This window comes from Telluria sp. RB2R28 (assembly GCF_059685835.1).
In genome coordinates, this window is sequence record NZ_JCASIK010000001.1 from 1,554,678 (window position 1) to 1,580,911 (window position 26,234).

Here is a 26,234-nt window from a genome sequence, read left to right on the forward strand (position 1 = left end):
TTCATTAACAACGCAATCCTGACAGCAGTGTCACCACGCTGTCATATTCGACAACTAGACTGATTGCGGGACGACTACGACCGCAGACCATGGATATGAAGAAAAAGGCCACCGAGGCTGACTTGAAACAATTTTCCGACGGCAGCGCTTATTTGAATCGCGAGCTGTCGCTGCTCGAATTCAATCGCCGCGTGCTGGCGCAGGCGGAAGACCCCACCGTACCGCTGCTCGAGCGCCTGCGCTTTCTGTGCATCGTCGCGAGCAACCTGGACGAATTCTTCGAAGTGCGCGTGGCCAGCCTGCTCGCCACCTACCAGATCGACCGCAACGACAGCGAACTGCCCGAGACCCTGGCTGCCGACCTCGAACGCGCGAGCGCCGAGTGCCGCCACCTGATCGCGCGCCAGTACGCGCTGTTCAATGACGAGATCCTGCCGCAGCTGTCCGGGCAAGGCATCCACCTCCTGCACCGCAGCGAACGCAATGCAGCCCAGCGCGCGTGGGTCAAGCAGTATTTCGACCGCGAAGTGCGTCCGCTGCTCACGCCCATTGGCCTCGACCCGGCGCACCCGTTCCCGCGCGTGATCAACAAGAGCCTGAACTTCATCGTTGAACTCAGTGGCAAGGATGCGTTCGGGCGCGGCTCGGGGATCGCCATCATGAAGGCGCCGCGCGTGCTGCCGCGCGTGATCCGCCTGCCGGACGACCTGTCGGACAAGCCGGGCACCTCGTACTGCCTGCTGTCGTCGGTGATCCAGTCGCACATGGCCGAGCTGTTCACGGGCCGCGAAGTGGTGTCGTACTCACAGTTTCGCGTCACCCGCAACAGCGACCTGTGGGTGGACGAAGAAGAAGTGAAAAACCTGCGCCAGGCGCTCCAGAGCGAGCTGCACGGCCGCCAGTATGGCTTTGCCGTGCGCCTCGAAGTGGGCCGCTCATGCCCGGCGCACCTGGCCGATTTTTTGCTCAATCAGTTCCACATCGACCGTAGCCGGCTGTTCCCGGTCGACGGCCCGGTGAACCTGGGGCGCCTGCTCGAAATCGTCAACCAGCACGACCAGCCCGAGCTCAAGTTCCCGTCGTATGTGTCGGGCTATCCGGGCAAGCTGTCGGGCGCCGACATGTTCGCCGCGCTGCGCAAGCAAGACGCGCTGCTGCACCACCCTTTTGAATCGTTCCAGCCGGTGATCAACTTCATCCAGTGCGCGGCGGCGGATCCCAACGTGGTGGCGATCAAGCAGACCATCTACCGGGCGGGCAGCAATTCCGAGCTGGTCGAGGCGCTGATCACGGCTGCGGAGCGCGGCAAGGAAGTCACCGTCATCGTCGAACTGATGGCGCGCTTCGACGAAGAAGCCAATATCAACTGGGCCGAAAAGCTCGAGAAGGCCGGCGCCCAGGTCGTGTACGGCGTCGTGGGGCTGAAGACGCACGCCAAGATGGCGCTCGTGCTGCGGCGCGAACCGAGTGGCCTGCGCCGTTACGCGCACCTCGGCACCGGCAACTACAACCCCACCACCGCCCGGTTCTACACCGACTTTGGCCTGCTCACGTCCGACGAGGACCTGACGTCGGATGTGAATGAAGTCTTCATCCACCTGACCAGCATGACGCGGCCCAAGCAGCTGGCCAGCATCTGGCTGGCGCCGTTTTCGCTGCACAAGGAAATCGTGCGCGCGATCCGCAACGAGACCGAGCTGGCGAAACAGGGTAAACCAGGACGCATCATCGCCAAGATGAATTCCCTGACCGACGAATCGGTGATCAAGGCGCTGTACGACGCGTCGTGCGTGGGCGTGAAGATCGACCTGATCATCCGCGGCGCCTGCGCGCTGCGCCCGGGAGTCGAAGGGCTGTCCGAGAACATCAAGGTGCGCTCGATCGTCGGGCGCTTCCTGGAACACACGCGGATCTATTACTTCCGCAACGACCTGAAACACGACACGTACCTGAGCAGCGCCGACTGGATGAACCGCAACCTGTTCCGCCGGGTCGAAGTGGCATTCCCGATCCGCGCGCCGCTGCTCAAGCGCCGCATCATGCGCGAAGGCCTGCTGCCCTACCTGAAGGACAATGTGAATGCCTGGGACCTGGGCAGCGATGGCCGCTACCGCCGCCGCCGGCCGCGCGGCAAACAGGTTGGTTTCAGCGCGCAGCAGGCGCTGATGGACATGCTCGGCGCCGAGAGCGCCCCCAACAAGGAAATCGACAATGGAACTGATCCTCTGGCGCCACGCTGAAGCCGAGCCGGGCTCGCTTGAACTGGCCGACGAACACCGCGCGCTCACGCCCAAAGGCCAGCGCCACGCCGCCCGCATGGGCGCGTGGCTCGAGCGCAAACTACCGGCCGACTGCCGCATCCTGGTCAGCCCCGCCACGCGCTGCGTGCAGACGGCCGATGCGCTCGGGCGGCGCTACAAGGTGGCCGAGGCATTGAGCACGGCGTCGAGCGCGGAAGCGATCATCGAGGCCTGCGGCTGGCCGACGCACCGGCAGCCGGTGCTGGTGGTAGGTCACCAGCCGCTGCTGGGTAACGTAGCCTCGCTGTTATTGTGCGGGCAAAAGCAGGACTGGCGCATCCGCAAGGGCGGCGTGTTCTGGATCGAGCACAAGGCCAGCGACGGCATGCCGTACATCCGGCTCGTCGCCGGGCCGGACGTGATCGGCAAGCTGCGTTAACCCTGGCGGACCTGGAACGGCACCCCGACCTCGCTCCAGGCCTGCACTTCCTTCTCGAGCCAGGGCGCGAGCGTCGGGTGCTTGCGCATCAGCTCCGCCGGCAGATCCAGGTCGATGCGTGCTTTCATGCGCAGACGCAGCCCGGCGATATCGTCGTCCGCGCGTGCGTGCATCAGCACGATCGCCAGGCGCAGCGCCAGTACTGCCTTGGCCAGATCGGCCTCCACCAGCGTTTCACGGATCTTGCGCAGATTGCCCTTCTGCCCCAGCACCAGCGTGGACAGCATGCGCTGCTCGCGCGTCGTGAAGCCACCCAGATCGGCGTGTTCGACGATGTAGGCGCCATGCTTGTGCGCGCCGCTCATCGAGATCGCCAGGCCGATTTCGTGCAGCATCGCGGCCCAGGCCAGGTACGGCCGGTGCGTCTCGCCCTGCGGCTGCAGGCGTTCGAACAGCTGCGTCGCGATGCCCACGGTGCGCAGCGCACGCCCGCCGTCGACGCGGAAGCGCCCCATGCAGGCACGGATCGCGGCGTCGCGCCGGTCGCGCCGGTTCGCGCGCAGTTCCAGATCGGACAGCACGCCCAGGCGCAGGCCTGCATTGATGGCGGTAAGCCGCTCGACCTTCAGCTCCTGCATCGCGCCGATCAGCACCGTCAGGCCGCCAACCATCACGGGCACCCGCTCGCGCTTGACGCCCGGGAGCACGAACGCATCCACGTGACCCAGGTCGAGCAGGACGGCGCGCAGCGCCTGCAGGCTGTGCTGCGAGACCGTGCCATCGCCGATAGCGTTGCGCGAGATGACTTCGGAAATCGCCCGCATCGTGCCCGACGAGCCGTAGGCGGTGTCCCAGCCCTTGGCGTGGTACAGCGAGGCAGCGTCTTCGAAACGCGCGCGGGCGGCCGTGACGGCGGCGTCGAAATTGTGCGCAGTGATGCGGCCATCCGGGAAGTAGGCCAGCGTTTGCGGCTGGGTGCCGATGCCGAAGGATTCGACCAATCCAATGTCGCTCCCGGTGCCGGCGATGACTTCGGTCGAGCCGCCGCCGATGTCGATCACCAGGCGCCGCTCGTCGTGGCGCTCGATCGCGCGCGCCACGCCCATGTAGATCAGGCGCCCTTCTTCTTCGCCCGAGATGATGTCGATCGGATGTCCGATCGCGTTCTCGGCCAGCGGCAGCAGCAGGTCGGCGTTTTTCGCCACGCGCATCGTGTTGGTGGCGACCACGCGCATGGCGTCGAGCTGGTATTCGTCGAGGATCTTGCGGAACTCTTGCAGGCAGTGGATCGCGGTGCGCATTGCCGCTTCGCTGAGCATATTGTCGGCATCGAGACCGGCCGCCAGGCGGATCGGATTGCGCGCGGTGCGCACGATGTGGATGCGGCCACCGGCCGGCTCGCCGATGTGGAGGCGGAAGCTGTTGGACCCGAGGTCGACTGCTGCAAACATGAGGCCCTTTCGATGATGACCGGATGCCTGGGCGGGCAAGGCGCCGCGCCAGGTATCTTCAAGGGACCGAGTATACAGCCTGTGCCGGTGTGCGCCTAGAGCGCGCTGCGCTGCGCCGGCGTGCGGCGCATGCTGAACCAGAAGCCCAGCAGGCACGGGATGCCGAGTGCGACGGCCGAGACGGCATCCCAGATGCCGTCGCCCAGCAGCGCCGAGATCAGGCCGATCGTGGTGAGGATGCCGAGCACGATCGGCGCGCCCCAGATTTGTGATGGTGTGCGGATCATGGTCGTTCTCCGGTGAGAGTGTGCGTTGACGGCATCGGGTGCGGATGCGGGTGCGCGTGCGCGGCCACCTTGGTGGTGGCGTTGCCCGTCTTGCCGCGCTTGAGCCACAGGTACAGGCCCGTGCCCAGCAGGATGATGGTGGCGATATCCAGCAGCGCCCACAGCAGCTTCATCGCCTGCCCGCCGTAGTCGCCGAAGTGCAGCGGCTGCGAGACCAGCAGGGCTTTCAGATACCACGGCAATACCGGGGCGTCCGTCAACTGGCCCGTGTTCGCATCGACCAGCACCGGCCGGTACATGCGCGAGCTGAAGGCTTCGTTGCCGTTCATGTAGATGCCGTAGTGATGTTCGCTGCTGAAGTCGGTGCCCGGAAACGCGACGAAGGCCACGCGCATGCCCGGCAGCGCCGCCCTGGCCGTCTCGATCGCGTCGTGCACCGACGCGGTATGCGGCAGCGGCTTCTTGCCCTCGTACTGCTTGAGGATCTGCGCCAGCTCGTTCTTCTGGTAGTACTTGTACATCAGGTCGGCCCAGGTATTGATCATCCCGGTGCCGCCGACGACGAACAGCCAGACCAGCGTGACGATGCCCAGCATATTGTGCATGTCGAGCCACTTCAGGCGCGCGCTGCGCTCCTTGCGCACGGTGCCGAAATCGAGCTTGCGCATGAACGGCGCATACAGCACGACGCCGCTGACGATGGCCACCAGCAGCAGCAGGGCCATGAAGCCCAGGAACAGCATTCCGGGCAGACCCATGAACAGGTCGACGTGCAGCGCCAGCATCGTCGACATGAAGACGCCGCCCTCGAAGGCCGGCTCGGTGATCACTTTCGTGGTGCGTGCATCGACCGCGATCGGCTTGTAGTTCGGGTCGTGCATGTGGTCAGCCAGCGTGACGTTCCAGATCTCGGGCACGTCGGCTTCCTGCGAGATGAACATCGGCTTCTTGGCCGGATACAGTTCCTTGGCCGACGCGATCACGGCGTCGACGTTCCCCTGTGGCATCGGGGTCGACAGCACGGACGGCTCCACCTCGGTACCCAGCAGGTGGCCGATTTCGTGGTGGTAGATCAGCGGCAGACCGGTCAGGCAAAGCAGCAGCATGAAAGTGGTGCAGATCAGGCTGCTCCACTTGTGGATCCAGCCCCAGCGGCGCAGGGAGACGGGTGACATGATGGTTGCGCGTGCCTATGGCAGGATTCAATGAGTCCAGAATAATAATCGTTCTCATTTACATTGGCAAGTCGTGGAGATAGAATGCGCGCTACCCACCATTTATCCAGACTGCATCACATGAACACTCGCCGTTTCGCACTGACCCCGGCCGCACTCGCCGCCGCCCTCCTCGCTGCAGGTACCGCATTCGCCCAGGATGGCGGGCCGGCCACGGACGGCGCCACCGTGCCGACCGTCGTCATCAGCGCGTCGGCCGACGCATCGGCCCAGGGCCTGCCGGCCGTCTACGCCGGCGGCCAGGTCGCGCGCGGCGGCCGTCTGGGCCTGCTGGGCAACGTCGACATCATGGACACGCCGTTCAACAGCACCAACTACACGCATGCGCTGATCCAGGACCAGCAGGCGCGCAGCGTGGCCGACGTCGTCCAGAACGACCCGTCGGTGCGCGTGGCGCGCGGCTTCGGTAACTACCAGGAGCTGTACATGATCCGCGGCTTCGCGGTCGGCTCGGACGACACCGCGTACAACGGCCTGTATGGCCTGCTGCCACGCCAGTTCGTCGCGACCGAACTGGTCGAACGCGTCGAAGTACTGCGCGGCGCCCACAGCTTCATCAACGGCGCGGCCCCTGCCGGCGGCAGCATCGGCGGCTCGATCAACCTGCTGCCCAAGCGCGCGCCGAATCAGGACCTGAGCGAAGTCACGTTCGGCGCCGAGACGGGCGGCCAGGGTTACGGCGCCATCGACCTGGGTCGCCGCTTCGGACCGGAAGGCCGCGCCGGCGTGCGCGTGAACGTCGCGCACCGCAAGGGCGACACCGCGGTCGATCGCGAAGGCCGTGAACTGAGCGTGTATTCGCTGGGTGTCGATTACCGCGGCCGGGGCTTCCGCCTGTCGGCCGACATCGGCGCGCAGGACCACGAACTGACGGAAGCACGCCCGAGCGTGACGCTGGGCGCGACCACCCCGATGATCGCGGCGCCAAGCGCCGACCGCAATTTCGCGCAGCCATGGACCATCTCGGAAGAGCGCCACACCTTCGGCACCGTGCGCGCCGAAGTCGACCTGGCCGGCGGCGCCGTCGCCTGGGCCGCACTGGGTGCGCGTAGCGGCCAGGAATACAACATCCTGTCGTCGATCACGGTCAACAACGCCAATGGCGACGGCACCATGACCCGCTTCGACAACATCCGCAAGGACCAGGTCCGCACCGGCGAAGTGGGCGTGCGCGGCGCGCTGCGCACCGGCTTCATCAAGCACATGCTCAGCGCCTCGGCCTCGGGATTCCACAGCGAGTCGCGCAACGCCTATGCCCTCAGTGACTTCGCCGGCTTTGCCTCGAACGTCTACATGCCGCGTGACGTGGCAGCGCCATCGTCATCGTTCTTCACCGGCGGCGACATGGGCAATCCGCTCGTGACGTCCAAGGCAATCCTATCGAGCCTGGCCATTGCCGACACGCTGTCGCTGCTGGACGACACGGTGCTGGTCAATCTGGGCCTGCGCCACCAGCGTATCAAGGACTTCGGCTACGACTATGGCACCGGCCTGGAAAACTCGGCCTACGAGGCAAGCGAGAACACCCCGTTCGCCGCTGTCGTCTACAAGCTGCGCAAGGACCTGTCGGTGTACGCCAATTACAGCGAAGGCTTGCAGCGCGGCGCGGTTGCCTCCGGCGACCAGATCGTCAACCAGGGCCAGGTCTTCGCACCGTACGTATCGCGCCAGCGTGAAGCGGGCGTCAAGTTCGACAGCGGCCGCTATGGCTTGAGCGCTGCCGTATTCTCGACCAGCCAGCCAAGCGCCTATGTGCAGAACCGCGTGTTCGGCGTGTTCGGCGAGCAGCGCAACCGCGGCCTGGAGCTGTCGGTGTTCGGCAATCCGGTGCGCGGCCTGCGCGTGCTGGGTGGTCTGACGCTGATCGACGCCGAACAGCGCGTCACGGCCGGCGGCATCAACCAGGGCAAGGATGCGATCGGCGTACCCGAAACGCAGCTGAACATCGGCGCCGACTGGGACGTGCCGGGCGTGCAGGGCCTGGCACTGAATGCCCGCACCGTCTACACGGCGACCCAGTACGCCGATGGCGCCAATACCCAGAAGCTGCCGTCGTGGACCCGCGTCGACCTGGGCGCAACGTACCGCACGACCTTCATGGACCGTGACCTGACGCTGCGCGCCCGTGTCGACAACGTCGCCGACAAGAACTACTGGGCCTCGGCCGGCGGCTACCCGGGTTCGGGCTACCTGGTGCTGGCAGCGCCGCGCACCGTGGCGGTGTCGGCAACCGTCGGCTTCTAAAGCACGTTCATCGCTGCGCCTTGACGATCTGCATGGCGCTGGCGATGGCCGTGCTGATGTCGCCCAGATTGGCGGGCACGATCAGTGTGTTGTTGGTCTTGGCCAGGTTGGCGAAGGCGTCCACATAATGCTCGGCCACGCGCAGGCTGACGGCGTCCATCCCGCCCGGCGACTGTATCGCATCACCCACCTGGCGCAGCGCTGACGCGCTGGCTTCGGCCAGCGCAACAATCGCCGTCGCCTCGCCCATCGCGCGGTTGATGGCCGCCTGCTTCTCCCCTTCCGAGCGCGCGATCGACGCCTCGCGCTCACCGCTGGCAATATTGATCTGTTCCTGGCGCCGGCCTTCCGACGCAGCGATCAGTGCCCGCTTGCCGCGTTCGGCCGTGATCTGCGCCTGCATCGCGTGCAGGATTTCAGCCGGCGGCGTCAGGTCCTTGATCTCGTAACGCAGCACCTTGACGCCCCAGTTGGCGGCCGATTCGTCAATGGCGTTGACGATGTGGGTGTTGATGTGGTCACGCTCCTCGAACGTCTTGTCGAGTTCCATCTTGCCGATCACCGAGCGCAGCGTGGTCTGTGCCAGTTGCGTGATCGCCTGCAGGTAGTTCGATGAGCCGTAGGATGCGCGCATCGCATCGGTGACCTGGAAGTACAGGACGCCGTCGACCTGCAACTGCGTGTTGTCGCGCGTGATGCAGACCTGCGGTGGCACGTCGAGCGGGATTTCCTTGAGGCTGTGCTTGTAGGCGATGCGGTCGACGAACGGCACCACGAAGTTCAGGCCCGGCGCCAGCGTGGCGTGGTATTTGCCCAGACGCTCGACCACCCAGGCGTTCTGCTGCGGCACGACGTTGATGGTCTTGAAGACGAAGACCAGTGCGATGACGAAGATGATCAGGGCGACGATGCTGAAGGTCGATTCCATGTGATTGCCTTTGAGGTTCGGTTGGATGCGGGTTGAATGGGGTGGCAGGATCACTGCCGCGCGACGATGAGGCGATTGCCCTGCACTTCGACGATCTCGTGCTCGCCCGGCCGCGCGTCCTGGCCAGGCTGCAGTTCAACGTCCCACAAGGCGCCGCGGTACAGTACGCGCGCGCGCCCGCCGTGCCACTGCGCCACGCTGAGTCGCTGGCCGATGTCCATGTTGATGCTCGGGTCATTGGCTGCGGCGCGCCGGCCGCCGCGGCCAAAGCGCGTGCGGCGCAAGACCAGCGTGGCGGCAATCCCGACCGCCGCCGCAACGAGCGTCTGCAGCGCGCCGCTCGCGCCCAGCCAGGCGGCCAGCGCGCCGAACACGAGGCCGAGCGCGATCATCAACAGGTAGAACGTGCCGATGAACAGCTCCGCGACGATCAATACGCCGGCCCCGATCAGCCAGTAGGTCCAGTCGGCCATGGTATGTCTCCTTTTTATTGTGGTGAAAAAAAAACCCCCGCTACCCGGAATGGATAGCGAGGGCTTCGCGAGCACCGGATGCCCGCCGTTGCTTACATTTTTGCCAGCTTCTGCCAGGTGTCGATCACCGAGTCAGGATTGAGCGACATCGACTCGATGCCCTCTTCCACCAGCCACTGCGCGAAGTCAGGGTTGTCCGAAGGACCCTGGCCGCAGATGCCGATGTACTTGCCCTTGGCGCGGCAGGCCTTGATCGCCATCGACAGCAGCGCCTTGACGGCCGGATCGCGCTCGTCGAAGTCCTTGGCCAGCAGCTCCATGCCCGAATCGCGGTCCAGGCCCAGCGTGAGCTGGGTCAGGTCGTTCGAGCCGATCGAGAAGCCGTCGAAGAACTCGAGGAACTGCTCGGCCAGGATGGCGTTGGATGGCACTTCGCACATCATGATCAGGCGCAGGCCGTTCTCGCCGCGCACCAGGCCATTCTTGGCCAGCAGGTTCACGACTGCCTCGGCCTGGCCGAGCGTGCGGACGAACGGGATCATCAGCTCGACGTTGGTCAGGCCCATCTCGTTACGCACGCGCTTCATGGCCGTGCACTCCATCGCGAACGATTCGGCGAAATCGTCGGCCAGGTAGCGCGCCGCGCCGCGGAAGCCCAGCATCGGGTTTTCTTCGTCCGGCTCGTAGCGCGAACCGCCGATCAGCTTCTTGTACTCGTTCGACTTGAAGTCGGACAGGCGCACGATGACCGGCTTTGGCCAGAACGCCGCAGCGATCGTCGAGACGCCTTCGACCAGCTTGTCGACGTAGAACGCGCGTGGCGATGCATGGCCACGGGCGACCGATTCGACGGCCTTTTTCAGGTCGGCGTCGATGTTCGGGTACTCGAGGATCGCCTTCGGGTGCACGCCGATGTTGTTGTTGATGATGAACTCGACGCGCGCCAGGCCCACGCCGCTGTTCGGCACCGACTGGAAGTCGAAGGCCAGCTGCGGGTTGCCGACGTTGAGCATGATCTTGGTCTTGATCGGTGGCAGTTCGCCACGCGCGACTTCGGTCACTTCGGTTTCCAGCAGGCCGTCGTAGATCATGCCTTCGTCGCCTTCGGCGCACGAGACGGTGACCAGGGTGCCGTCCTTGAGGACGTCGGTCGCGTCGCCGCAACCGACGACGGCCGGCACGCCCAGCTCACGCGCGATGATCGCCGCGTGGCAGGTACGGCCACCACGGTTGGTGACGATGGCTGCGGCGCGCTTCATGACCGGCTCCCAGTTCGGATCGGTCATGTCGGCCACCAGCACGTCGCCCGGCTGGACGCGGTCCATTTCGGACGGGTCGGTGATCACGCGCACGCGGCCGGCGCCGATCTTCTGGCCGATCGCGCGGCCATGGGTCAGCACGGTGCCGGTGCCTTTGAGGTGGAAGCGCTGCTGGGCGTCGGTCGACTTCTGCTGCGACTTGACGGTCTCGGGACGCGCCTGCAGGATGTACAGCTTGCCGTCGCGGCCATCCTTGCCCCACTCGATGTCCATCGGACGGCCGTAGTGGTTTTCGATGATGACGGCGTACTTGGCCAGCTCGATGATTTCTTCTTCGACCAGCGAGTAGCGGTTGCGCATTTCGATCGGCACGTCGACGGTCTTGACCGAGCGGCCAGCCTTGGCTTCAGCGGTGAATTCCATCTTGATCAGCTTGGAGCCGATATTGCGGCGGATGACGGCCGACTTGCCCATCTCGAGCATCGGCTTGTGGACATAGAATTCGTCCGGATTCACGGCGCCCTGCACGACGGTCTCGCCCAGGCCGTAGCTCGACGTGATGAAGACGACGTCCTTGAAGCCCGATTCGGTGTCGATGGTGAACATGACGCCGGCGGCGCCGGTGTCCGAGCGCACCATGCGCTGCACGCCGGCCGACAGCGCGACTTCGGCGTGGGTGAAGCCCTTGTGCACGCGGTACGAGATCGCGCGGTCGTTGTACAGCGACGCGAAGACGTGCTTCATCGCCTCGAGCACGTTGTCGATGCCGACCACGTTCAGGAACGATTCCTGCTGGCCGGCGAACGACGCATCCGGCAAGTCTTCGGCGGTGGCCGACGAACGCACGGCGAACGAGACTTCGGTTTCCGAATCGGCGAACAGGCGCTCGTAGAAGTTGCGGATTTCTTGTTCAAGGCGCGGCTGGAATGGCGTGGCGACGATCCATTCACGGATCTCGGCGCCGGCGACGGCCAGCGAGCGCACGTCGTCGATGTCGAGGTTGTCGAGGCGGCGCGCGATGCGCTCGCCCAGCGACGCGCCGCCATCGATGCTGTGATCGAGGAAGTCGCGGAAGGCGTCGGCCGTGGTGGCAAAGCCGGTTGGCACGCGCACGCCGGCGCCGGCCAGTTGGCTGATCATTTCGCCGAGGGACGCGTTCTTGCCGCCGACCGACTCGACGTCGGTCATGCGCAGGTCTTCGAACGACGCGACGTAGACGCGGTCGGCCTGCCCCGGTTGAATCGCTGCAGTAGCTGGATTGGTCATGATAAAAAACACCTTACTTGATGATGGAAACCTGTTGGCGCATCGGTGCAAGGCGGGGGCGCGATTCGCGTATTCTTGTTATTCTGGCCCGCGTGCAGCACAATGCAAAATCCGTTGCCGAGCATTCTACCCCGCGAAACGGGGATGTGCAGCGCACTTTACATGCAACTCTGTCAGCAAAGCTTAACAAACCGACCATGATCGACGATCCCCAGTCCCTGCCAGCACTGGCCCCGGCACCATCGCGCACCGTGTTCTTCGTGTCCGACGGCACCGGCATCACCGCGGAGACGTTCGGTCACGCGGTCCTGAGCCAGTTCGAGATGCGCTTCCGGCAGATTCGCCTGCCCTTCATCGACTCCATCGAAAAAGCGCACGACGCCGCGCGCCGCATCAATGACAGCTTCGCGCTGCACGGCCAGCGCCCGATCGTGTTCTCCACGCTGGTCAAGCACGACCTGTCGAGCGTGATCCGCTCGGCCAAGGGCATGCACATGGACCTGTTCCAGACCTTCGTCGCCCCGCTGGAGCAAGAACTGGACGTCAAGTCGACGCACACGATCGGCCGCATCCATAACGCGGTTGACAGTGAAGAATACAAGAACCGCATCGAAGCCATCAACTTCTCGCTGGCGCACGACGACGGCCAGTCGCACAAGAACCTGGCCGATGCCGATGTGATTCTGGTCGGGGTGTCGCGCTCGGGCAAGACGCCAACGAGCCTGTACCTGGCGATGCAATACGGCCTGAAGGCCGCCAACTACCCGTTGATCCCGGACGACTTCGAACGCGGCCGCCTGCCCAGCAACCTGCCGCCGTACAAGGCCAAGCTGTTCGGCCTGACGATCACGCCGGAACGCCTCTCGCAAATCCGCAACGAACGCCGCGCCGGCAGTAAATACGCGTCCATCGAAAACTGCCGCTACGAAGTCAACGAAGCCGAACTGCTGATGCGCCGCGAAGGCATCCGCTGGCTCTCGTCAACGACGAAATCCATCGAAGAAATCGCCACCACGATCCTGCAAGAGATCGCCCCCGACCGCCGCGAATACTGAGCCATCAGGGCTGCTGTGCGTTACAGCCCGGCGCGGGGCGCCAGCAGGTGCGGCCCGATCTCGCGCACCGACTGCACGCCGGTCAGGACCATCGTGGTGCGCAAGTCCTTTTCCATGATCTGCAGCAGGCGCTCGACCCCGGCCTGGCCCTGGGTCGCCAGCGCATACACGAACGCGCGGCCGAGCAGCACGCCATCGGCGCCCAGCGCCAGCATGCGAAACACATCGGTGCCGGTGCGCACGCCGCCGTCGGCGAAGATCGTCATCTGTCCCTTGACTGCGGCCGCGATGGCCGGCAGCGCCGCCGCGCTCGATGGCGCACCGTCGAGCTGGCGCCCGCCGTGGTTCGAGACCACGATGCCGTCGGCGCCGAAGGCCAGCGCGTCGCGCGCATCGTCCGGGTCGAGGATGCCCTTGATGATGAGCTTACCCTGCCACTCGTCGCGAATCCACTGCAGGTCGGGCCAGGCGATGCCCGGGTCGAAGTTGGCGCCCAGCCAGCCGATGTAGTCGGCCAGGCCCGTCACGCTGCCGCGGTAGGCAGAAATATTGCCCAGGTCATGCGGGCGCCCGAACAGGCCCACGTCCCACGCCCAGCGCGGATGCAGCGCCGATTGCAGCACGCGCCGCAGCGGGGCGTTCGGGCCGCTCATGCCGCTGTGGGCGTCGCGGTAGCGCACACCCGGCACCGGCATGTCCACGGTAAACACAAGGGTTCGCGAACCCAGTTCCCAGGCGCGGCGCATCACGTCGCGCATGAAGCCACGGTCCTTCAGCACGTACAGCTGGAACCAGATCGGGTGCGAGGCCTGCGCCGCCACCTCGGCCAGCGGACACACCGACACGGTCGACTGGATGAACGGAATGTTGCTCCGGCAGGCGGCGCGCACGGCCTGCACTTCACCGCGCCGCGCATACATGCCGGTCAGGCCGACCGGCGCCAGCGCGATCGGCAGCGCATAGTCTTCGCCAAACCACTGCACGCCCAGGTCCTGCGTTTCGGAGCCGCGCAGCACGCGCTGGCGCAGGCCAATCGCCTGCAGGTCGTCGACGTTGCTGCGCAGGGTCTGCTCGGCGCCAGCGCCGCCGTCGAGATAGTGGAACAGGAACGGCGGCAGGCGCCGGCGCGCTGCCTGGCGAAAATCGGTGGCGGACGAAATGATCATGGACGGTGTGCGAAGCGGCACTGTGAGGATCGAACCGGCAGTGTATGCCGGCCCGGCCGCACCCGTCCATTGCCGGGCGCGGATAATCAGCGCCGTGAGCGCACCGGCCGTATTGACGACAGAGAGCAAACGCTCAAGCGTCTGATTAAATGGACCGCCCGGGCGCCAACCGGTTGACACGTTCCGAATGGAAAATGAATACTCGGCCAGATGACACCCCTACCCCACCTCGATCTGCTGCAGCGCGGCGCGGCCCTCGGCCTGCTGGCACTGGCCTGCACCGCCTGCACCGCCCCCGGGCGGCAACGCGAGGCGCTCGATCGCGGCGTCGTCGCGATCCATACCCAGGCCGGCAACTTCGTCAGCTGGCGCGCGCTCGGTACCGACGACCCGGCCACCGCCTTCAACCTGTACCGCGACGGCGTGCGCGTGAACGCCATGCCGCTTGCCGCCACCAATCTCGTCGACACCGGCAGCGCCGCCAGCGCGACCTACAGCGTGCGCGCGGTGGTGCGAGGGGCCGAGCGCACCGAGGACGCGCGCGCCGTCGCCGCCTGGTCCCAACCTTTCAAGACCATCCCCCTGCGCAAGCCCGCGGGCGGCGTGGAGCCCGACGGCACGCCGTTTACGTATATGGTCAACGACGGCTCGACCGCTGATCTGGATGGCGATGGCGCCTACGAACTGCTGGTCAAGTGGCAGCCGACCAATGCGCACGACAATGCCCACCGCGGCCATACCGGGTCGACCCTGATCGACGCCTACCGGCTCGACGGCACGTTCATGTGGCGCATCGACCTGGGGCGCAATATCCGCGCCGGCGCGCACTACACGACCTACCTGGCCTTCGACTTCGACGGCGACGGGCGCGCCGAGCTGATGGCCAAGACGGCCGACGGCACCGTGGACGGCGCGGGCAAGGTGATCGGCAACGCCACAGCCGACTACCGCAACAAGGATGGCTTTATCCTGGAAGGCCCGGAGTTCCTGACCGTGTTCGACGGCCGTACCGGGGCAGCGCTGGCCAGCAGCCCGTACACGCCGCCACGCGGCGACGTCGCGGCCTGGGGCGATACGAGCGGCAACCGGGTCGACCGCTTCCTCGGCGGCGTGGCTTACCTCGACGGTGCGCGCCCGAGTGCCATCTTCGCGCGCGGCTACTACACGCGCGCCGTGGTGGCGGCCTGGGACTGGCGCGGCGGACAGCTGACGCAGCGCTGGGTGTTCGACAGCGACGTCCCGGCCAACCAGAGCGCCGCCGGCCAGGGCGCCCACTGGCTGGCGGTGGCCGACGCCGATGGCGACGGCCGCGACGACATCGTGTATGGCGCAGCGACGATCAGGAGCGATGGCACGCTGATGTACAGCACGGGCCTGTGCCACGGCGACGCGCTGCACGTCGGCAGGCACATGCCGGACCGTCCCGGCCTGCAGGTGTTCATGGTCCACGAGTCGCCCTCGTGCTACCGCGGCCATGGCGCCGAGATGCACGATGCGGCCACCGGCGACGTCCTGTGGCACATCCCGGGCGCCATCGATGTGGGCCGCGGCATCTGCATGGACATCGACCCGGCCCACCCGGGCAACGAGTGCTGGGCCAGCACCGGCGGCATCACGAATCCCGTCGGGGGCCTCTACAACGCGGTCGGCGTGCAGATCTCGGCCGTACGGCCGCGCTCGCTCAATTTCGGCCTGTGGTGGGATGGCGACCTGCTGCGCGAATCGCTCGACGGCACCAGGATCGACAAGTGGAACCCGCAGGCGCAGCGCCTCGAACCGCTGCTCGACGCTGCGCGTTACGGCGCAGCCTCGATCAACGGCACCAAGGCCAATCCCGTGCTGTCCGCCGACCTGTTCGGCGACTGGCGCGAAGAAGTCGTCTGGCGCAGCACAAACGACGACGCGCTGCTTGTGTTTTCCACCACCGCGCCGACCCGCCACCGCATCACGACGCTGATGCACGATTCGCAGTACCGGGTGCAGGTGGCGGCGCAGAACGCGGCCTACAACCAGCCGCCGCATCCCAGCTACTTCCTTGGCGAAGGCATGACGCCGCCGCCCGCTTCCCAACAGCCTTGATAACGCTCCCCGCCATGATCCTGCGCCTTTCCCTCTCCCTTGCCGCCTTCGCTTCCGTCTGCGTGTTCGACGCGGCCGCCGCCGAGCGCCTGTCCGTCACTGCCAGCCACGCGCTCGACATCGCGCGGCCGGCCGAAACCATCGCGATTCCCTGGGCCCGCGTCAACGAGGCGCTGCCGCAAGCGCGCTCGCAGCAACTGGTCATCAAGGACGCGGCCGGGCGCAGCCTGCCCTACCAGGTCACCAACCTCAATGCCACGGCCAAGGACCCGCAGATGGTCGGCGTGGCCTACGGCGAACTGCTGTTCCAGCACGACTTCAAGGCGGGCGAAAAGAGCGCCACCTTCACCATCGAGAAAGCCGCGGCCGTCATGCCGCCGTTCCCGCCCAAGACCTACGCGCGCTTCGTCAAGGAACGCCTCGACGACTTCGGCTGGGAAAACGACAAGCTGGCTCACCGCGCTTATGGCCCGGCGCTGGGGGCACCGGCGCCGGCCGGCAGCGACAAGGAAGTGCTGGCCACGAGCGGCATGGACATCTGGTTCAAGCGCGTGCCGTATCCGATTGTCGACCGCTGGTACAACATCGGCCACGACCATTACCACGTCGACCTGGGCGAAGGCATCGACATGTACAACGTCGGCACGACCCGCGGCGCGGGCGGCACCGGCATCTGGGACGGCAAGACGCTGCATGTCGGCGCCAATTACACCGACTGGACCATCCTGGCCAATGGCCCGATCCGCACCGTGTTCGAACTGCGCTACGACGCCTGGGACGCCGCCGGCGTCAAGGTCACGGAGGTCAAGCGCTTCACGGTCGACGCCGGCCGCCACTTCGACCGCATCGACAGCACCTTCACCTTCACCGGCCCATCGACGCTCACTGCCGCCGTGGGCCTGAACAAGCGCCCGAGCGACAAGGGCCAGGAAGTGAAGGTCGAGTTCAGCGAGAACAAGGCCGACGGCAGCCTGGTGCAGTGGGTGACGCAGCGCAGCCTGGGCGACTTCGGCGTGGCCCTGATCGTGCCGCCGGCGTCGGGCTTCGCCGCCGACGAGCGCAATGCACTGGTGACAGCGCCGGTCACATCCGGCAAGCCGATCAGCTACCACGTCGGCGCCGCCTGGACCCGTGGCAGCCCGTTCGCCACCCAGGCCGACTACAGGAAGCACGTGGCAAACGAAGCGGCGCGGCTGCGCGCGCCGGTGCGCGTAAATGTGAACATGACGGCGGGACGCTGACGATGGCGCCGCTGTCACGACGCGCGTTCTTCAAATCCGGCGCGCTGGCGGCGGCGCTGCCGCTGAGTGTACGCGCCGGGCAGCCCGCCGCATCGGCCGCACCAGCCCCCGTCGCCGCGCCGGGCGTGGTGGACCTGGCCTGGCTGGAAGGCACGCCCGCTCTCATGACCGGCACCACGTTCGGCGTGCCGTGGCCGCGCGGCGCCTGCCGCAAGGACCAGGCGTTCGTCCTTTCCGGCGATGATGGCGACATCGCCATCCAGAGCTGGCCGACCGCCTACTGGCCGGATGGCTCGCTCAAGTGGACGGCGCATGCGCTGCCGCCGCAGGGCCGGGTGCCCGGACGCCTGCACCTTCGTGCGGGCAGCGTGGCCGCACCCGCAAGCACGCGGCTGACGATCACCCAACGCCCGGACGCGATCGTCGTCAATACCGGCGTCATCGAATGCACGATCCCGCGCCAGGGCGCCGAGCTTGTGCAAAGCATCCGCCGCGGCGGGCGCGAGATCGCCCGTGCCGGCAAGCTGGTGGCCCTGTGCGACGACAGCCCCGAGGGCAGCGCGCGCCAGGCCGCCTACGAAAGCCAGCTCGATCGCGTGACGCTCGAGCAGAACGGCGTGCTGCGCAGCGTGGTCAAGCTCGAAGGCATGCACCGCGCCGTCGATGGCAAGCGGGCCTGGCTGCCATTCACCGTGCGCCTGTACTTTTACGCCGGCGCCGAATCGGTCCGCATCATGCACACCTTCGTGTTTGACGGCGATGAGCAGAAGGACTTCGTGCGCGGCCTCGGACTGCGCTTCGACGTGCCGCTCACGGATGCCCCGCACGACCGCCACGTGCGCTTCGCCGGCGAAGCGGGCGGCCTGTGGGCCGAAGGCGTGCGCAACCTCACGGGCCTGCGGCGCGATCCGGGCGACGCGGTGCGCAAGGCGCAGCTTGCGGGCCTGGCCACGCCGCCGATCGCCGAGCGCGTAAGCAAATCTCTGCACCTGATCCCGGCCTGGGGCGACTACAGCCTGGCCCAACTCTCGCCGGACAGCTTCCGCATCCGCAAGCGGACCAAGGCCGGTCATGGCTGGATCAACGCGACATGGGGCCGGCGCGCGCCGGGGCTGGGCTACATCGGCGGCGCCAGCGGCGGCCTGGCCTTCGGCATGCGCGACTTTTGGCAGCGCCATCCGACCCAGCTCGACGTGCGCAACGCCCATACGGAGGCGGCGCAAGTGACCTTGTGGATCTGGTCGCCCGACGCGCCGGCGATGGACCTGCGCTTCTACCACGACGGCATGGGCATGGCGTCGCACGCCGACGAACTGCAGGCGCTGGACGTGACCTACGAGGATTACGAAAAAGGCTTCGGCACGCCGGTGGGCGTGGCGCGCAGCAGTGAATTCACGCTGTGGGCGCTGGACGCCACGCCGGCGCGCGAGGCGACGGTACGCATGGCCGCCGCCGTCCAGACCCCGCCGCAGCTGGTCGCCGCGCCCGCCCACATCCTGGCCACGCGCGTGTTCGGCAACCTGATCGCGCTGCCGGACCGCTCTACGCCGGCCAGGGCGCATATCGAAGACCGGCTGGACGCCCATTTCGCGTTCTACCGCGACGAGGTCGAGCAGCGCCGCTGGTATGGCTTCTGGGACCACGGCGACGTGCGCCACACCTACGACACCGACCGCCACGAATGGCGCTACGACGTCGGCGGCTATGCCTGGGCCAACTCGGAACTCTCGCCCGACCTGTGGCTGTGGTACGCGTTTTTGCGCACCGGCCGCGCCGATATCTTCCGGATGGGCGAAGCGATGGTGCGCCACACCAGCGACGTCGACACCTACCACCTGGGCCGCTTCGCGGGCCTGGGCACGCGCCACAATGTCCAGCACTGGGGCTGCAGCGCCAAGCAGGTGCGCATCAGCACCGCGGTCTACCGCCGCATGTACTATTACCTGACAGCCGACGAGCGCACGGGCGACGTGATGCGCGAGGTACTCGACGCCGACCGCCGGCTCGATGCGGTCGACCCGGTGCGCAAACTCGCCAACCAGCCACCCAAGGGACCGTACCCCGTGCGCGCCAGCTTCGGCACCGACTGGGCGTCGCTGGCCGCCAACTGGCTCACCGAATGGGAGCGCAGCGGCGACACCCGCTACCGCGACAAAATCGTGACCGGCATGCGCGACATCGCCGCCATGCCGCACGGCTTTTTCAGCGCCGAGCGCATGGGCTACGAACCGGAGACCGGCCGCCTGCACAATATGGCGGGCGACAACGTCAAGGCGTCGCACCTGAATGCCGTGTTCGGGGCGGTCGAAGTGTTCGACGAGCTGATTGCCCTCACAGGCGACAAGGCTTTCGAGCGCGCCTGGGTCGACTACTGCGCCCTGTACAGCGCGCCGAAAGAAGAACAGGCGCGCCGCCTGGGCAAGCCGCATGGCGGCTCGGACGTCCTCGTGATCGGCCACTCGCGCCTGACGGCGTACGCCGCCTGGAAGCGCAACGACCCGGCACTGGCGCGCCGCGCCTGGACCGAATTTGCCAGTGCCGGCCGGCCCTATCCGCCGTTCGTGGCGCGCAAGGTCGACGGCCCGGCCACGCTCAATCCCGTCACCGAGGTACCGTGGGTCACGACCAACGACACTGCGCAATGGGGCCTGGCGGCGATCCAGAACCTGGCGCTGATCGGCGATACGCTGCCACCCACCTGATCCGATGTCACCGCCATGATTAATCGCTCCCTTGCTCTCGCTCTCGCCGTGGCCACGCTGCTGGCCATGCAGGCGCATGCCGCCGCGCCGACCCGGTTCGTGTTCGGTGACGCCGCCGCACCCGCCGGCCACACCCGGGTCGCCCCCGGCATGCTCTACGACACGGCGCGCGGCTACGGCTTCGAGCCCGGCGCAGAACGCGGCGCCCGCTATTTTTCAGTCGACCTCCCCGAGGGCAACTACGCCGTCACCGTCGTTCTGGGCGACGACGGGCGCGCTACGGCGACGACCATCAAGTCCGAGCTGCGCCGCCTGATGCTCGAGAACGTCTTTACTGCCCCTGGCCAGAGTGTCGTGCGTACCTTTGTCGTGAACGTGCGCACGCCGCGCATCGCCGCCGTGCCGGGTGTCGCCGCCGGCGTCGTCGACCTGAAGGCCCCGCGCGAGACCGAGACTGAAGCATGGAACTGGGACGGGCGTCTGACCCTGGAATTCAATGGTGCCCCGGCCGCCGTGCAGCGGCTGGAGATCGTGCCGGCCAGGGTGCCGACGCTGTTCCTGCTGGGCGACTCCACGGTCAGCGACCAGCCGGGCGAGCCGTTCAACAGCTGGGGCCAGATGCTGCCGCGCTTCTTCGGGCCCGGCGTCGCCGTCTCGAACCATGCGCAATCGGGCGAAACCTACCGCGATTCACTGGCGCGCCGCCGCATCGACAAGATCCTGAGCATGATGCAGCCGGGCGACACGCTCCTGATGCAGTTCGGCCACAACGACCAGAAGCAGATCAAGGATGGCCGCAGCGGCCCCTTCACCACCTACAAGGCCGAGATCAAGACCCACGTCGACGCGGTGCGGGCGCGCGGCGGCCTGCCGGTGCTGGTCTCGCCCGTCGAACGGCGCGCCTTCGACGAGGCTGGCCAGGTCAAGCCTTCGCTGACCGACTACGCTGAAGCGGCGCGCCAGAGCGCGCGCGAACTGGACGTGCCGTTCATCGACCTGAACACGTACAGCAAGACGATCTACGGCGCGCTCGGCGTGGAAGGATCGACAGCGGCCTTTGCGTCGCCCGCACCGGGAAAGCTGGACAACACACATCACAACAGCTACGGCAGTTACCTGATGGCCAAGGCGGTTGCCCTGGGCATGCGCCAGGCTGGCATCCCACTGGCGGCTCACCTGGTGCCGGAATTCCGCTTTGACCCGGCCCATCCCGATCCGGTAGCCCGTTTCACGGTGCCACCGAGCCCGCGCCGCACGGAGCAGCGGCCCCTCGGCGACGAGGGCAATCCGCTCGTCGGCACCAAGGCAGCCAACCGGAGCATGCAATGAAGCGCCGTCGCGCACTGGGCCTGCTGGCCGGCGGCCTGCTCGGCGGTTGCAGCGCGATGCGGGGCAGCGCCCGTCCCGGCGAAGAGCAGGCCTATCTGTTCTCGTACTTTCTGGGCAACGGCGCCGATGGCCTGCACTTTGCCGCCAGCCGCGATGGTTATCAGTGGGACGCGCTGCGCGGCGGCGCCAGCTTCCTCGCGCCGACCGTCGGCAAGACCCGGCTGATGCGCGACCCGTGCATCGCGCGCGGGCCGGACGGCATGTTCCACATGGTGTGGACCAGCGGCTGGAACGACACCGGCATCGGCTACGCGTCCTCACCGGACCTCGTGCAGTGGTCGCCCCAGCGCGACCTGCCGGTGATGGCGCACGAGCCGCAGGCGCTCAATGCCTGGGCGCCCGAAATCATTCACGACGCGGCGCGCGGCCACTTTCTGATCCTGTGGGCGTCGACGATTCCCGGCCGCTTCCGGCAGACCGAGGCCGACGGCGACGCCGCCGGCGACCAGAAGTACAACCACCGCATCTACGCCACCACCACGAAGGACTTCACCAGCTTCACGCCAGCGACGCTGTTCTACGAGCCGGGCTTCTCGGTCATCGACGCCACGTTCGTGCAGGCACTGGGCCGCGACTGGCTGGTGGTCAAGGACGAGACGCGGTATCCGCCGAAAAAGTACCTGCAGGTCGCCGCCGCCGACAGCTTGCAAGGACCATTCGGTCCGCTGGGCGCGCCCATCACGCCGCCGGGGCTGTGGGCCGAAGGGCCAAGCGGCTTGCAGGTGGGTGACGAGGTGATCCTGTATTTCGACGCCTACACCGCCGGGCACTACGGCGCGCTGCGTTCGCGCGACATGCGCCAGTGGGAAGACGTCAGCGCGCGCATGCGCTTTCCGCACAAGATGCGGCATGGGACCGCGTTCGCGGCGCCGGCCAGCCTGGTCGAACGACTCAGGGCGCTGGCGCCCTGAGTACGAAAGCTGCGAGGGCGCGCAGCCCTCGCGGGATCAGTCGCGGCCGCCCTGGAACATCAGTCCGCTGTCGTTCAGGCCAAACTTGAACTTCTTGTTCATCTCGATGATTTCGGCGCCTGCCAGCAGCGTCGGGCCGTAGCCGTGCGCCGCCTTCACGCTGGTCGGGCGATAGGCATAGAAGGCCGGATCGAACGCCATGCCGGTGCCAACGCAGATCCCCTCGATCTCGCCATTCTGCTTCACCTTGCTGGCCACCGCATTCCAGGCCAGGTTGGCCATCGGCCCGTACATCGCCGCATCGACGTAGCCGCGGTTGACCGCGCGCGCGATCGCGTACGAATAGATGGCGGTGGCCGAGGTCTCCTGATAGGTGTCGTTGCGGTCGATCAGCTGGTGCCAGAAGCCGTCGCGGCTCTGGTAGTTGGCGAGGCCCCGGATATGCGCGCGCAGCTGCTCGAGCACGATGTTGTAGCCCTTGTGGGTCTTCGGCAGCACTTCCAGCACCTCGACCATCGACATCACCGCCCAGCCATTGGCGCGCGCCCAGCGCAGTTCCGGATGATCGCGCATGCCTTCGACGTAGCCGTGCATGTAGATCCCGAGCTTCGGATTGAACATGCGCTTGGAGAACTGCTGCACCTGGCGCACCGCGTCATCGTAGTACCTGGTGTCACCCGTCGTCTTGCCCAGGTACGCCATGGTCGGCACGCCCATGAACATGTCGTCCAGCCACAGGGTGTCCGGCAGCGGACGCATCTTGCGGCCGCCCTTGCCATCCGGGCCGCCGCGCGCGAGCGTACCATCCTTCAGGCGATATTCTTTGTTGGTCACGAAGTCGCCGCAGATGCCGATCATCTGGCTGTAGTCGACCTTTGAGCCGGCGACCTTCGACTTCATGAAGCTGTGGCACAGCGCGCCGGCATCGTCCAGCGCGTGCGGGTTCAGGAAGCCCTTGATCGGCGCATGCGAGTTCGCCGGATCGGCGCGCACGACTGGCAGGTAGGTTTTGGTCAGCTGCGACAGCAGCGTGTGGCGTCTGGTGACGTAGTCCTGGTAGCGCGCGTCGCCCGTGGCCTGGGCCGCGGCCAGCATGCCGATATAGGTCACGCCCCACTCATAGCTGTTCAGGCGAAAGTCGCCCGGCTTGAGCACCGCGTTCGGATTGGCCGTCGCGGCATCGGTGATGGCGGCGCCCGTGGTCTTGTCGATCAGTTCAGCGGGCGTGGTGCGCTCGAGGTAGGTGAACACGCGATCCAGCACGGTCTTGATCTCGGCCGCGTCCATCGCGCGGTACGGCGTCGGATACTTCACCTCGAGCGCATGCAGCATGGCGTCGGCTGGTGCCGGTCCCTTTTCCTGCGGTGGCGGCGCGTGCTGCGCGCTCGCGTTCAGGGACAACGGGAACAGGCCCCCGACGAGAATGGCCATCAGGGTCTGGCGCGGCTTGAGGAAATGCATGGGTGAAGTCTCCTTGTTATTTGATTTGATGGATGGTCAGTCCGTCGATCGTCTGGCGCGACCACGTGGTACGAAAACCGAAATACCCGCGCGTGAGGGGGCGCGGGTCGTGATAGGTGAACAGGTCACGGCCGTCCACGCGCATGCGCGTGCAGCCGTCGCGCACGAGGATCTCGATCCGGTAATCGCGGTTCGCCTCGAGCAGGTCGTTCGGCGCCAGGCGCTCGCCGACCAGTTCGCGCTTGCCGGCGCCGTAGCGGCGCATGCGGGTGGTCGTGTTGCCGTTGCCGCCGATGCCGGCGTAGTACAGGTCCAGGTCGTCGTACTCCTCGAATGCGCCGGACCGGGTGAACAGGCTGGCGCGATGGGGATCCTGCGCCATCCAGAAGTGGTTCAGGTCCGACAGCCGGTCATTCGGCCCGCCGTCCACCACCACCCTGCGCGTGTAGGCGATCAACAGGTTGCCCGACAGCGGTTTGTCGAGCCAGACGGTGGCGCCAGAATCGACATCGAGCAGCAGGCGGCCGTCGACGTTGGCGACGACGTTGCCTGGCTTCCTCGCGTATTCGCTGATATAGCCCGTCAGCGGCCCGTCGAAATCGTCCTGGTGCAGCAGCGCACCGCGCTCGCCCCAGGTGTCGCAGGAGACGAGCGCCGCGAAGTAGGGGCGCAGCGGGTTACCCGGCAGTGCGGCCAGGCCCTTAACGACCTGGCGCGCATTGAATTCGGCGCCGGCGGCGTTCGTGTGGGTGCGCGCATCGGAAAAGAAGGTATCCACCGTGGCCGCGCCAATGGCGCGGTAGCCGTCCGACACCAGCATCGTCAGGTCCATGAAATGGGCGCCGCTGCTGCGCGCGACTTCCCGGCCCCAGTCGGCAAAATTGGCGAAGTCGCGCTCGTCCTGCCACTTGTCGCGGTGCGGGATCGGCGAGGCGATGATGACGGTCGCACCTTTTGCTTTGGCGTCGGCCACGTAGCGCGCCAGGTACCAGCCGAAGCTGTGCACCTGTTCCTTGCTGCCGTCGGGACGGGTATCCTCGACCGTGTCAGGTCCGGTGCCGGGCGCCGATGCGCGGTTCTTCGACGCCGGGTCGCCAACGCGCCCGCCGTCGTTGTGGCCGAACTGGATCAGCACCACGTCGCCGCGCTTGAGCTGGGCGACGACCCGGTCCCAGCGCCCTTCAGTAAAGAATGTACGGCTGCTACGCCCGCCGATGGCCGCATTGACCACATTGATCCGGCGCGTGTCAAACAACGGCGTGAGGCGCTCACCCCAGCCAATCGCGCCGTTCTGGCCGCCGCTCTTGACAGTGGAGTCGCCCACCAGGAACAGCGTCGGCAGCGCCGGGTCGCGGGCTGCCTCTTCGCGCACGGTGCGCGCATCGACAACGGGCCGCACATCGTCCACGGGCTTGAGGAACACTGCCATGCGCGCATCGCCCAGGGCTTTCAGTTCGGTCGCCACCACCTGCGCATTGAGCGCAGCGCCGGCCCAGTTGGTGTGGATGCGCTCCTCGGGCACGGTGGCCGGGAACATCGCCATCACGCCCTCGCGGCCCATCGCGTCGTAGCGGCGCGCCACCAGTTCGTTCAGGTCGATGAAGCCCACCTGTTCGCTGCGCGCCACTTCGCGCGCCCAGCCGGCATAGTCGGCCCGGTTGCGGCGCACGGTGCCCTGCTCCGGCCCTTCGTCGATCCAGGCCTTGCGCGGGATGAGCGAAGCAACGACCGGCGTAGCGCCCTTCGCGCGGGTGTCGGCGATGAATTTGCGCAGGTACCAGCCGTAGCTGTGCACCGTTTCGCGCTTGCCCGTCAGGTGGTTGTCGATCTCCTGCACGTCGTCGCCCACGCCGCGGATCGAGCCGCGCGCGCGCTTGTCGTCGTTGACGGCCGACGCATCGTTGTGCCCGAACTGCATGATCACGATGTCGCCCGGCTTGACCAGGGCCAGCGTGCGCGCCCAGTGCCCGCTGCTGATGTAGGTGCGGCTCGACAGCCCGCCGACCGCGCGGTTGACCAGGTTGACCTTGGACGCATCGACATGGGCCGCCAGTGGATTGCCCCACCCCCACTGCCCTTGCGCGCCTTTGCCCTGACCGTCGTCGTGGCCATTGCGCACGGTGGAATCGCCAATCAGGATGATCGATGGCAGCGCCGGATTGGCCGGCTCGGGCAGCACGACCTGGGCGCGCGCAGGATCCGTATTGACGGCCGCAGCAGCCGCTGGCGCCTGCGCCTGCACGCGCGCGGCGCCGGCCAGCACGAGCCAGGCGAGCACGAAGGCCAGCAGGCGATACGGGGCGCGCAGGGATGTCATCGTCAGGGTCTCCATGGTCTTGTTGTATGCGGATTTTATGCGGCGCTGCCGGCAGCGGCAGTCAATACGCAGAAAGAATCAACAAACTGAT

At 66.7% G+C, this 26,234-nt stretch carries 18 protein-coding genes; 9 read left to right on the forward strand and 9 right to left on the reverse strand.

The annotated features are described in order from the left end of the window. Positions 1 to 89: 89 nt before the first annotated feature. Both ppk1 and AC56LV_RS06845 read left to right on the forward strand, forming a co-directional pair. Complete coding sequence (gene ppk1, locus AC56LV_RS06840) at positions 90 to 2,240, forward strand: polyphosphate kinase 1 (RefSeq protein WP_499556623.1); 2,151 nt, start codon at positions 90 to 92, stop codon at positions 2,238 to 2,240. After that, positions 2,212 to 2,679 (forward strand): SixA phosphatase family protein, encoded by a 468-nt coding sequence (locus AC56LV_RS06845; RefSeq protein ID WP_499556624.1) that lies wholly within the window; start codon positions 2,212 to 2,214, stop codon positions 2,677 to 2,679. The genes ppk1 and AC56LV_RS06845 overlap by 29 nt, the downstream gene beginning before the upstream one ends. Here AC56LV_RS06845 and AC56LV_RS06850 read toward each other — a convergent pair. The 3 genes from AC56LV_RS06850 to AC56LV_RS06860 all read right to left on the reverse strand — a co-directional run bounded on the left by AC56LV_RS06850 (position 2,676) and on the right by AC56LV_RS06860 (position 5,592). Continuing rightward, positions 2,676 to 4,130: a Ppx/GppA phosphatase family protein gene (locus AC56LV_RS06850; protein ID WP_499556625.1), complete on the reverse strand. Its 1,455-nt coding sequence runs from the start codon at positions 4,128 to 4,130 to the stop codon at positions 2,676 to 2,678. The genes AC56LV_RS06845 and AC56LV_RS06850 overlap by 4 nt on opposite strands. Positions 4,131 to 4,225: 95 nt before the next feature. Then, entirely contained in the window at positions 4,226 to 4,417 is a 192-nt protein-coding gene (locus tag AC56LV_RS06855; RefSeq protein WP_499556626.1) for a hypothetical protein, read from the reverse strand. Continuing rightward, on the reverse strand, positions 4,414 to 5,592 hold the full coding sequence (locus tag AC56LV_RS06860) for a PepSY-associated TM helix domain-containing protein (protein WP_499556627.1): 1,179 nt from the start codon (positions 5,590 to 5,592) through the stop codon (positions 4,414 to 4,416). The genes AC56LV_RS06855 and AC56LV_RS06860 overlap by 4 nt, the downstream gene beginning before the upstream one ends. A 120-nt stretch (positions 5,593 to 5,712) precedes the next feature. Here AC56LV_RS06860 and AC56LV_RS06865 point away from each other — a divergent pair, with 120 nt between their 5' ends. Next, the gene (locus AC56LV_RS06865) at positions 5,713 to 7,896 is read left to right on the forward strand and encodes a TonB-dependent receptor (RefSeq protein ID WP_499556628.1); all 2,184 of its coding nucleotides are present in this window, start codon (positions 5,713 to 5,715) and stop codon (positions 7,894 to 7,896) included. Between the two features lie 7 nt (positions 7,897 to 7,903). Here AC56LV_RS06865 and AC56LV_RS06870 read toward each other — a convergent pair whose 3' ends face one another. The 3 genes from AC56LV_RS06870 to ppsA form a co-directional block, all read right to left on the reverse strand. Beyond that, a complete protein-coding gene (locus AC56LV_RS06870) occupies positions 7,904 to 8,824 on the reverse strand; it encodes an SPFH domain-containing protein (RefSeq protein WP_499556629.1) in 921 nt (306 codons plus the stop codon). A gap of 50 nt (positions 8,825 to 8,874) precedes the next feature. Next, complete coding sequence (locus tag AC56LV_RS06875; protein ID WP_499556630.1) at positions 8,875 to 9,297, reverse strand: NfeD family protein; 423 nt, start codon at positions 9,295 to 9,297, stop codon at positions 8,875 to 8,877. Positions 9,298 to 9,389: 92 nt separating this feature from the next. Beyond that, on the reverse strand, positions 9,390 to 11,822 hold the full coding sequence (ppsA, locus tag AC56LV_RS06880; RefSeq protein ID WP_183552948.1) for a phosphoenolpyruvate synthase: 2,433 nt from the start codon (positions 11,820 to 11,822) through the stop codon (positions 9,390 to 9,392). 197 nt (positions 11,823 to 12,019) lie between these two features. Here ppsA and ppsR point away from each other — a divergent pair, with 197 nt between their 5' ends. Next, complete coding sequence (ppsR, locus tag AC56LV_RS06885; RefSeq protein ID WP_183552950.1) at positions 12,020 to 12,877, forward strand: posphoenolpyruvate synthetase regulatory kinase/phosphorylase PpsR; 858 nt, start codon at positions 12,020 to 12,022, stop codon at positions 12,875 to 12,877. A 20-nt stretch (positions 12,878 to 12,897) separates the two neighbouring features. Here ppsR and lldD read toward each other — a convergent pair whose 3' ends face one another. Further along, on the reverse strand, positions 12,898 to 14,043 hold the full coding sequence (gene lldD / locus AC56LV_RS06890) for an FMN-dependent L-lactate dehydrogenase LldD (protein WP_499556631.1): 1,146 nt from the start codon (positions 14,041 to 14,043) through the stop codon (positions 12,898 to 12,900). A gap of 210 nt (positions 14,044 to 14,253) precedes the next feature. Here lldD and AC56LV_RS06895 point away from each other — a divergent pair, with 210 nt between their 5' ends. Genes AC56LV_RS06895 through AC56LV_RS06915 form a run of 5 tightly spaced genes read left to right on the forward strand, consistent with a single transcriptional unit; the run spans position 14,254 to position 22,365 of the window. Next, positions 14,254 to 16,122: a rhamnogalacturonan lyase gene (locus AC56LV_RS06895; protein ID WP_499556632.1), complete on the forward strand. Its 1,869-nt coding sequence runs from the start codon at positions 14,254 to 14,256 to the stop codon at positions 16,120 to 16,122. Between the two features lie 14 nt (positions 16,123 to 16,136). Then, the gene (locus tag AC56LV_RS06900) at positions 16,137 to 17,363 is read left to right on the forward strand and encodes a DUF4861 family protein (protein WP_499556633.1); all 1,227 of its coding nucleotides are present in this window, start codon (positions 16,137 to 16,139) and stop codon (positions 17,361 to 17,363) included. A 2-nt stretch (positions 17,364 to 17,365) separates the two neighbouring features. Then, a complete protein-coding gene (locus AC56LV_RS06905) occupies positions 17,366 to 20,065 on the forward strand; it encodes an exo-rhamnogalacturonan lyase family protein (protein WP_499556634.1) in 2,700 nt (899 codons plus the stop codon). Positions 20,066 to 20,080: 15 nt separating this feature from the next. Continuing rightward, the gene (locus AC56LV_RS06910) at positions 20,081 to 21,394 is read left to right on the forward strand and encodes a rhamnogalacturonan acetylesterase (RefSeq protein ID WP_499556635.1); all 1,314 of its coding nucleotides are present in this window, start codon (positions 20,081 to 20,083) and stop codon (positions 21,392 to 21,394) included. Continuing rightward, positions 21,391 to 22,365 (forward strand): glycoside hydrolase family 43 protein, encoded by a 975-nt coding sequence (locus tag AC56LV_RS06915; protein ID WP_499556636.1) that lies wholly within the window; start codon positions 21,391 to 21,393, stop codon positions 22,363 to 22,365. The genes AC56LV_RS06910 and AC56LV_RS06915 overlap by 4 nt, the downstream gene beginning before the upstream one ends. 36 nt (positions 22,366 to 22,401) lie before the next feature. Here AC56LV_RS06915 and AC56LV_RS06920 read toward each other — a convergent pair whose 3' ends face one another. Both AC56LV_RS06920 and AC56LV_RS06925 read right to left on the reverse strand, forming a co-directional pair. Continuing rightward, entirely contained in the window at positions 22,402 to 23,826 is a 1,425-nt protein-coding gene (locus AC56LV_RS06920; protein WP_499556637.1) for a glycoside hydrolase family 88/105 protein, read from the reverse strand. Positions 23,827 to 23,842: 16 nt separating this feature from the next. Continuing rightward, a complete protein-coding gene (locus AC56LV_RS06925; protein ID WP_499556638.1) occupies positions 23,843 to 26,143 on the reverse strand; it encodes a DUF6250 domain-containing protein in 2,301 nt (766 codons plus the stop codon). Positions 26,144 to 26,234: the final 91 nt, after the last annotated feature.

Excerpts from the sequence above, each read along its gene's own strand:
- ppk1 (WP_499556623.1), top strand. The coding sequence starts at position 90 with ATGGATATGAAGAAAAAGGCCACCGAGGCTGACTTGAAACAATTTTCC.
- AC56LV_RS06845 (WP_499556624.1), top strand. The coding sequence starts at position 2,212 with ATGGAACTGATCCTCTGGCGCCACGCTGAAGCCGAGCCGGGCTCGCTT.
- AC56LV_RS06850 (WP_499556625.1), bottom strand. The coding sequence starts at position 4,130 with ATGTTTGCAGCAGTCGACCTCGGGTCCAACAGCTTCCGCCTCCACATC.
- AC56LV_RS06855 (WP_499556626.1), bottom strand. The coding sequence starts at position 4,417 with ATGATCCGCACACCATCACAAATCTGGGGCGCGCCGATCGTGCTCGGC.
- AC56LV_RS06860 (WP_499556627.1), bottom strand. The coding sequence starts at position 5,592 with ATGTCACCCGTCTCCCTGCGCCGCTGGGGCTGGATCCACAAGTGGAGC.
- AC56LV_RS06865 (WP_499556628.1), top strand. The coding sequence starts at position 5,713 with ATGAACACTCGCCGTTTCGCACTGACCCCGGCCGCACTCGCCGCCGCC.
- AC56LV_RS06870 (WP_499556629.1), bottom strand. The coding sequence starts at position 8,824 with ATGGAATCGACCTTCAGCATCGTCGCCCTGATCATCTTCGTCATCGCA.
- AC56LV_RS06875 (WP_499556630.1), bottom strand. The coding sequence starts at position 9,297 with ATGGCCGACTGGACCTACTGGCTGATCGGGGCCGGCGTATTGATCGTC.
- ppsA (WP_183552948.1), bottom strand. The coding sequence starts at position 11,822 with ATGACCAATCCAGCTACTGCAGCGATTCAACCGGGGCAGGCCGACCGC.
- ppsR (WP_183552950.1), top strand. The coding sequence starts at position 12,020 with ATGATCGACGATCCCCAGTCCCTGCCAGCACTGGCCCCGGCACCATCG.
- lldD (WP_499556631.1), bottom strand. The coding sequence starts at position 14,043 with ATGATCATTTCGTCCGCCACCGATTTTCGCCAGGCAGCGCGCCGGCGC.
- AC56LV_RS06895 (WP_499556632.1), top strand. The coding sequence starts at position 14,254 with ATGACACCCCTACCCCACCTCGATCTGCTGCAGCGCGGCGCGGCCCTC.
- AC56LV_RS06900 (WP_499556633.1), top strand. The coding sequence starts at position 16,137 with ATGATCCTGCGCCTTTCCCTCTCCCTTGCCGCCTTCGCTTCCGTCTGC.
- AC56LV_RS06905 (WP_499556634.1), top strand. The coding sequence starts at position 17,366 with ATGGCGCCGCTGTCACGACGCGCGTTCTTCAAATCCGGCGCGCTGGCG.
- AC56LV_RS06910 (WP_499556635.1), top strand. The coding sequence starts at position 20,081 with ATGATTAATCGCTCCCTTGCTCTCGCTCTCGCCGTGGCCACGCTGCTG.
- AC56LV_RS06915 (WP_499556636.1), top strand. The coding sequence starts at position 21,391 with ATGAAGCGCCGTCGCGCACTGGGCCTGCTGGCCGGCGGCCTGCTCGGC.
- AC56LV_RS06920 (WP_499556637.1), bottom strand. The coding sequence starts at position 23,826 with ATGCATTTCCTCAAGCCGCGCCAGACCCTGATGGCCATTCTCGTCGGG.
- AC56LV_RS06925 (WP_499556638.1), bottom strand. The coding sequence starts at position 26,143 with ATGACATCCCTGCGCGCCCCGTATCGCCTGCTGGCCTTCGTGCTCGCC.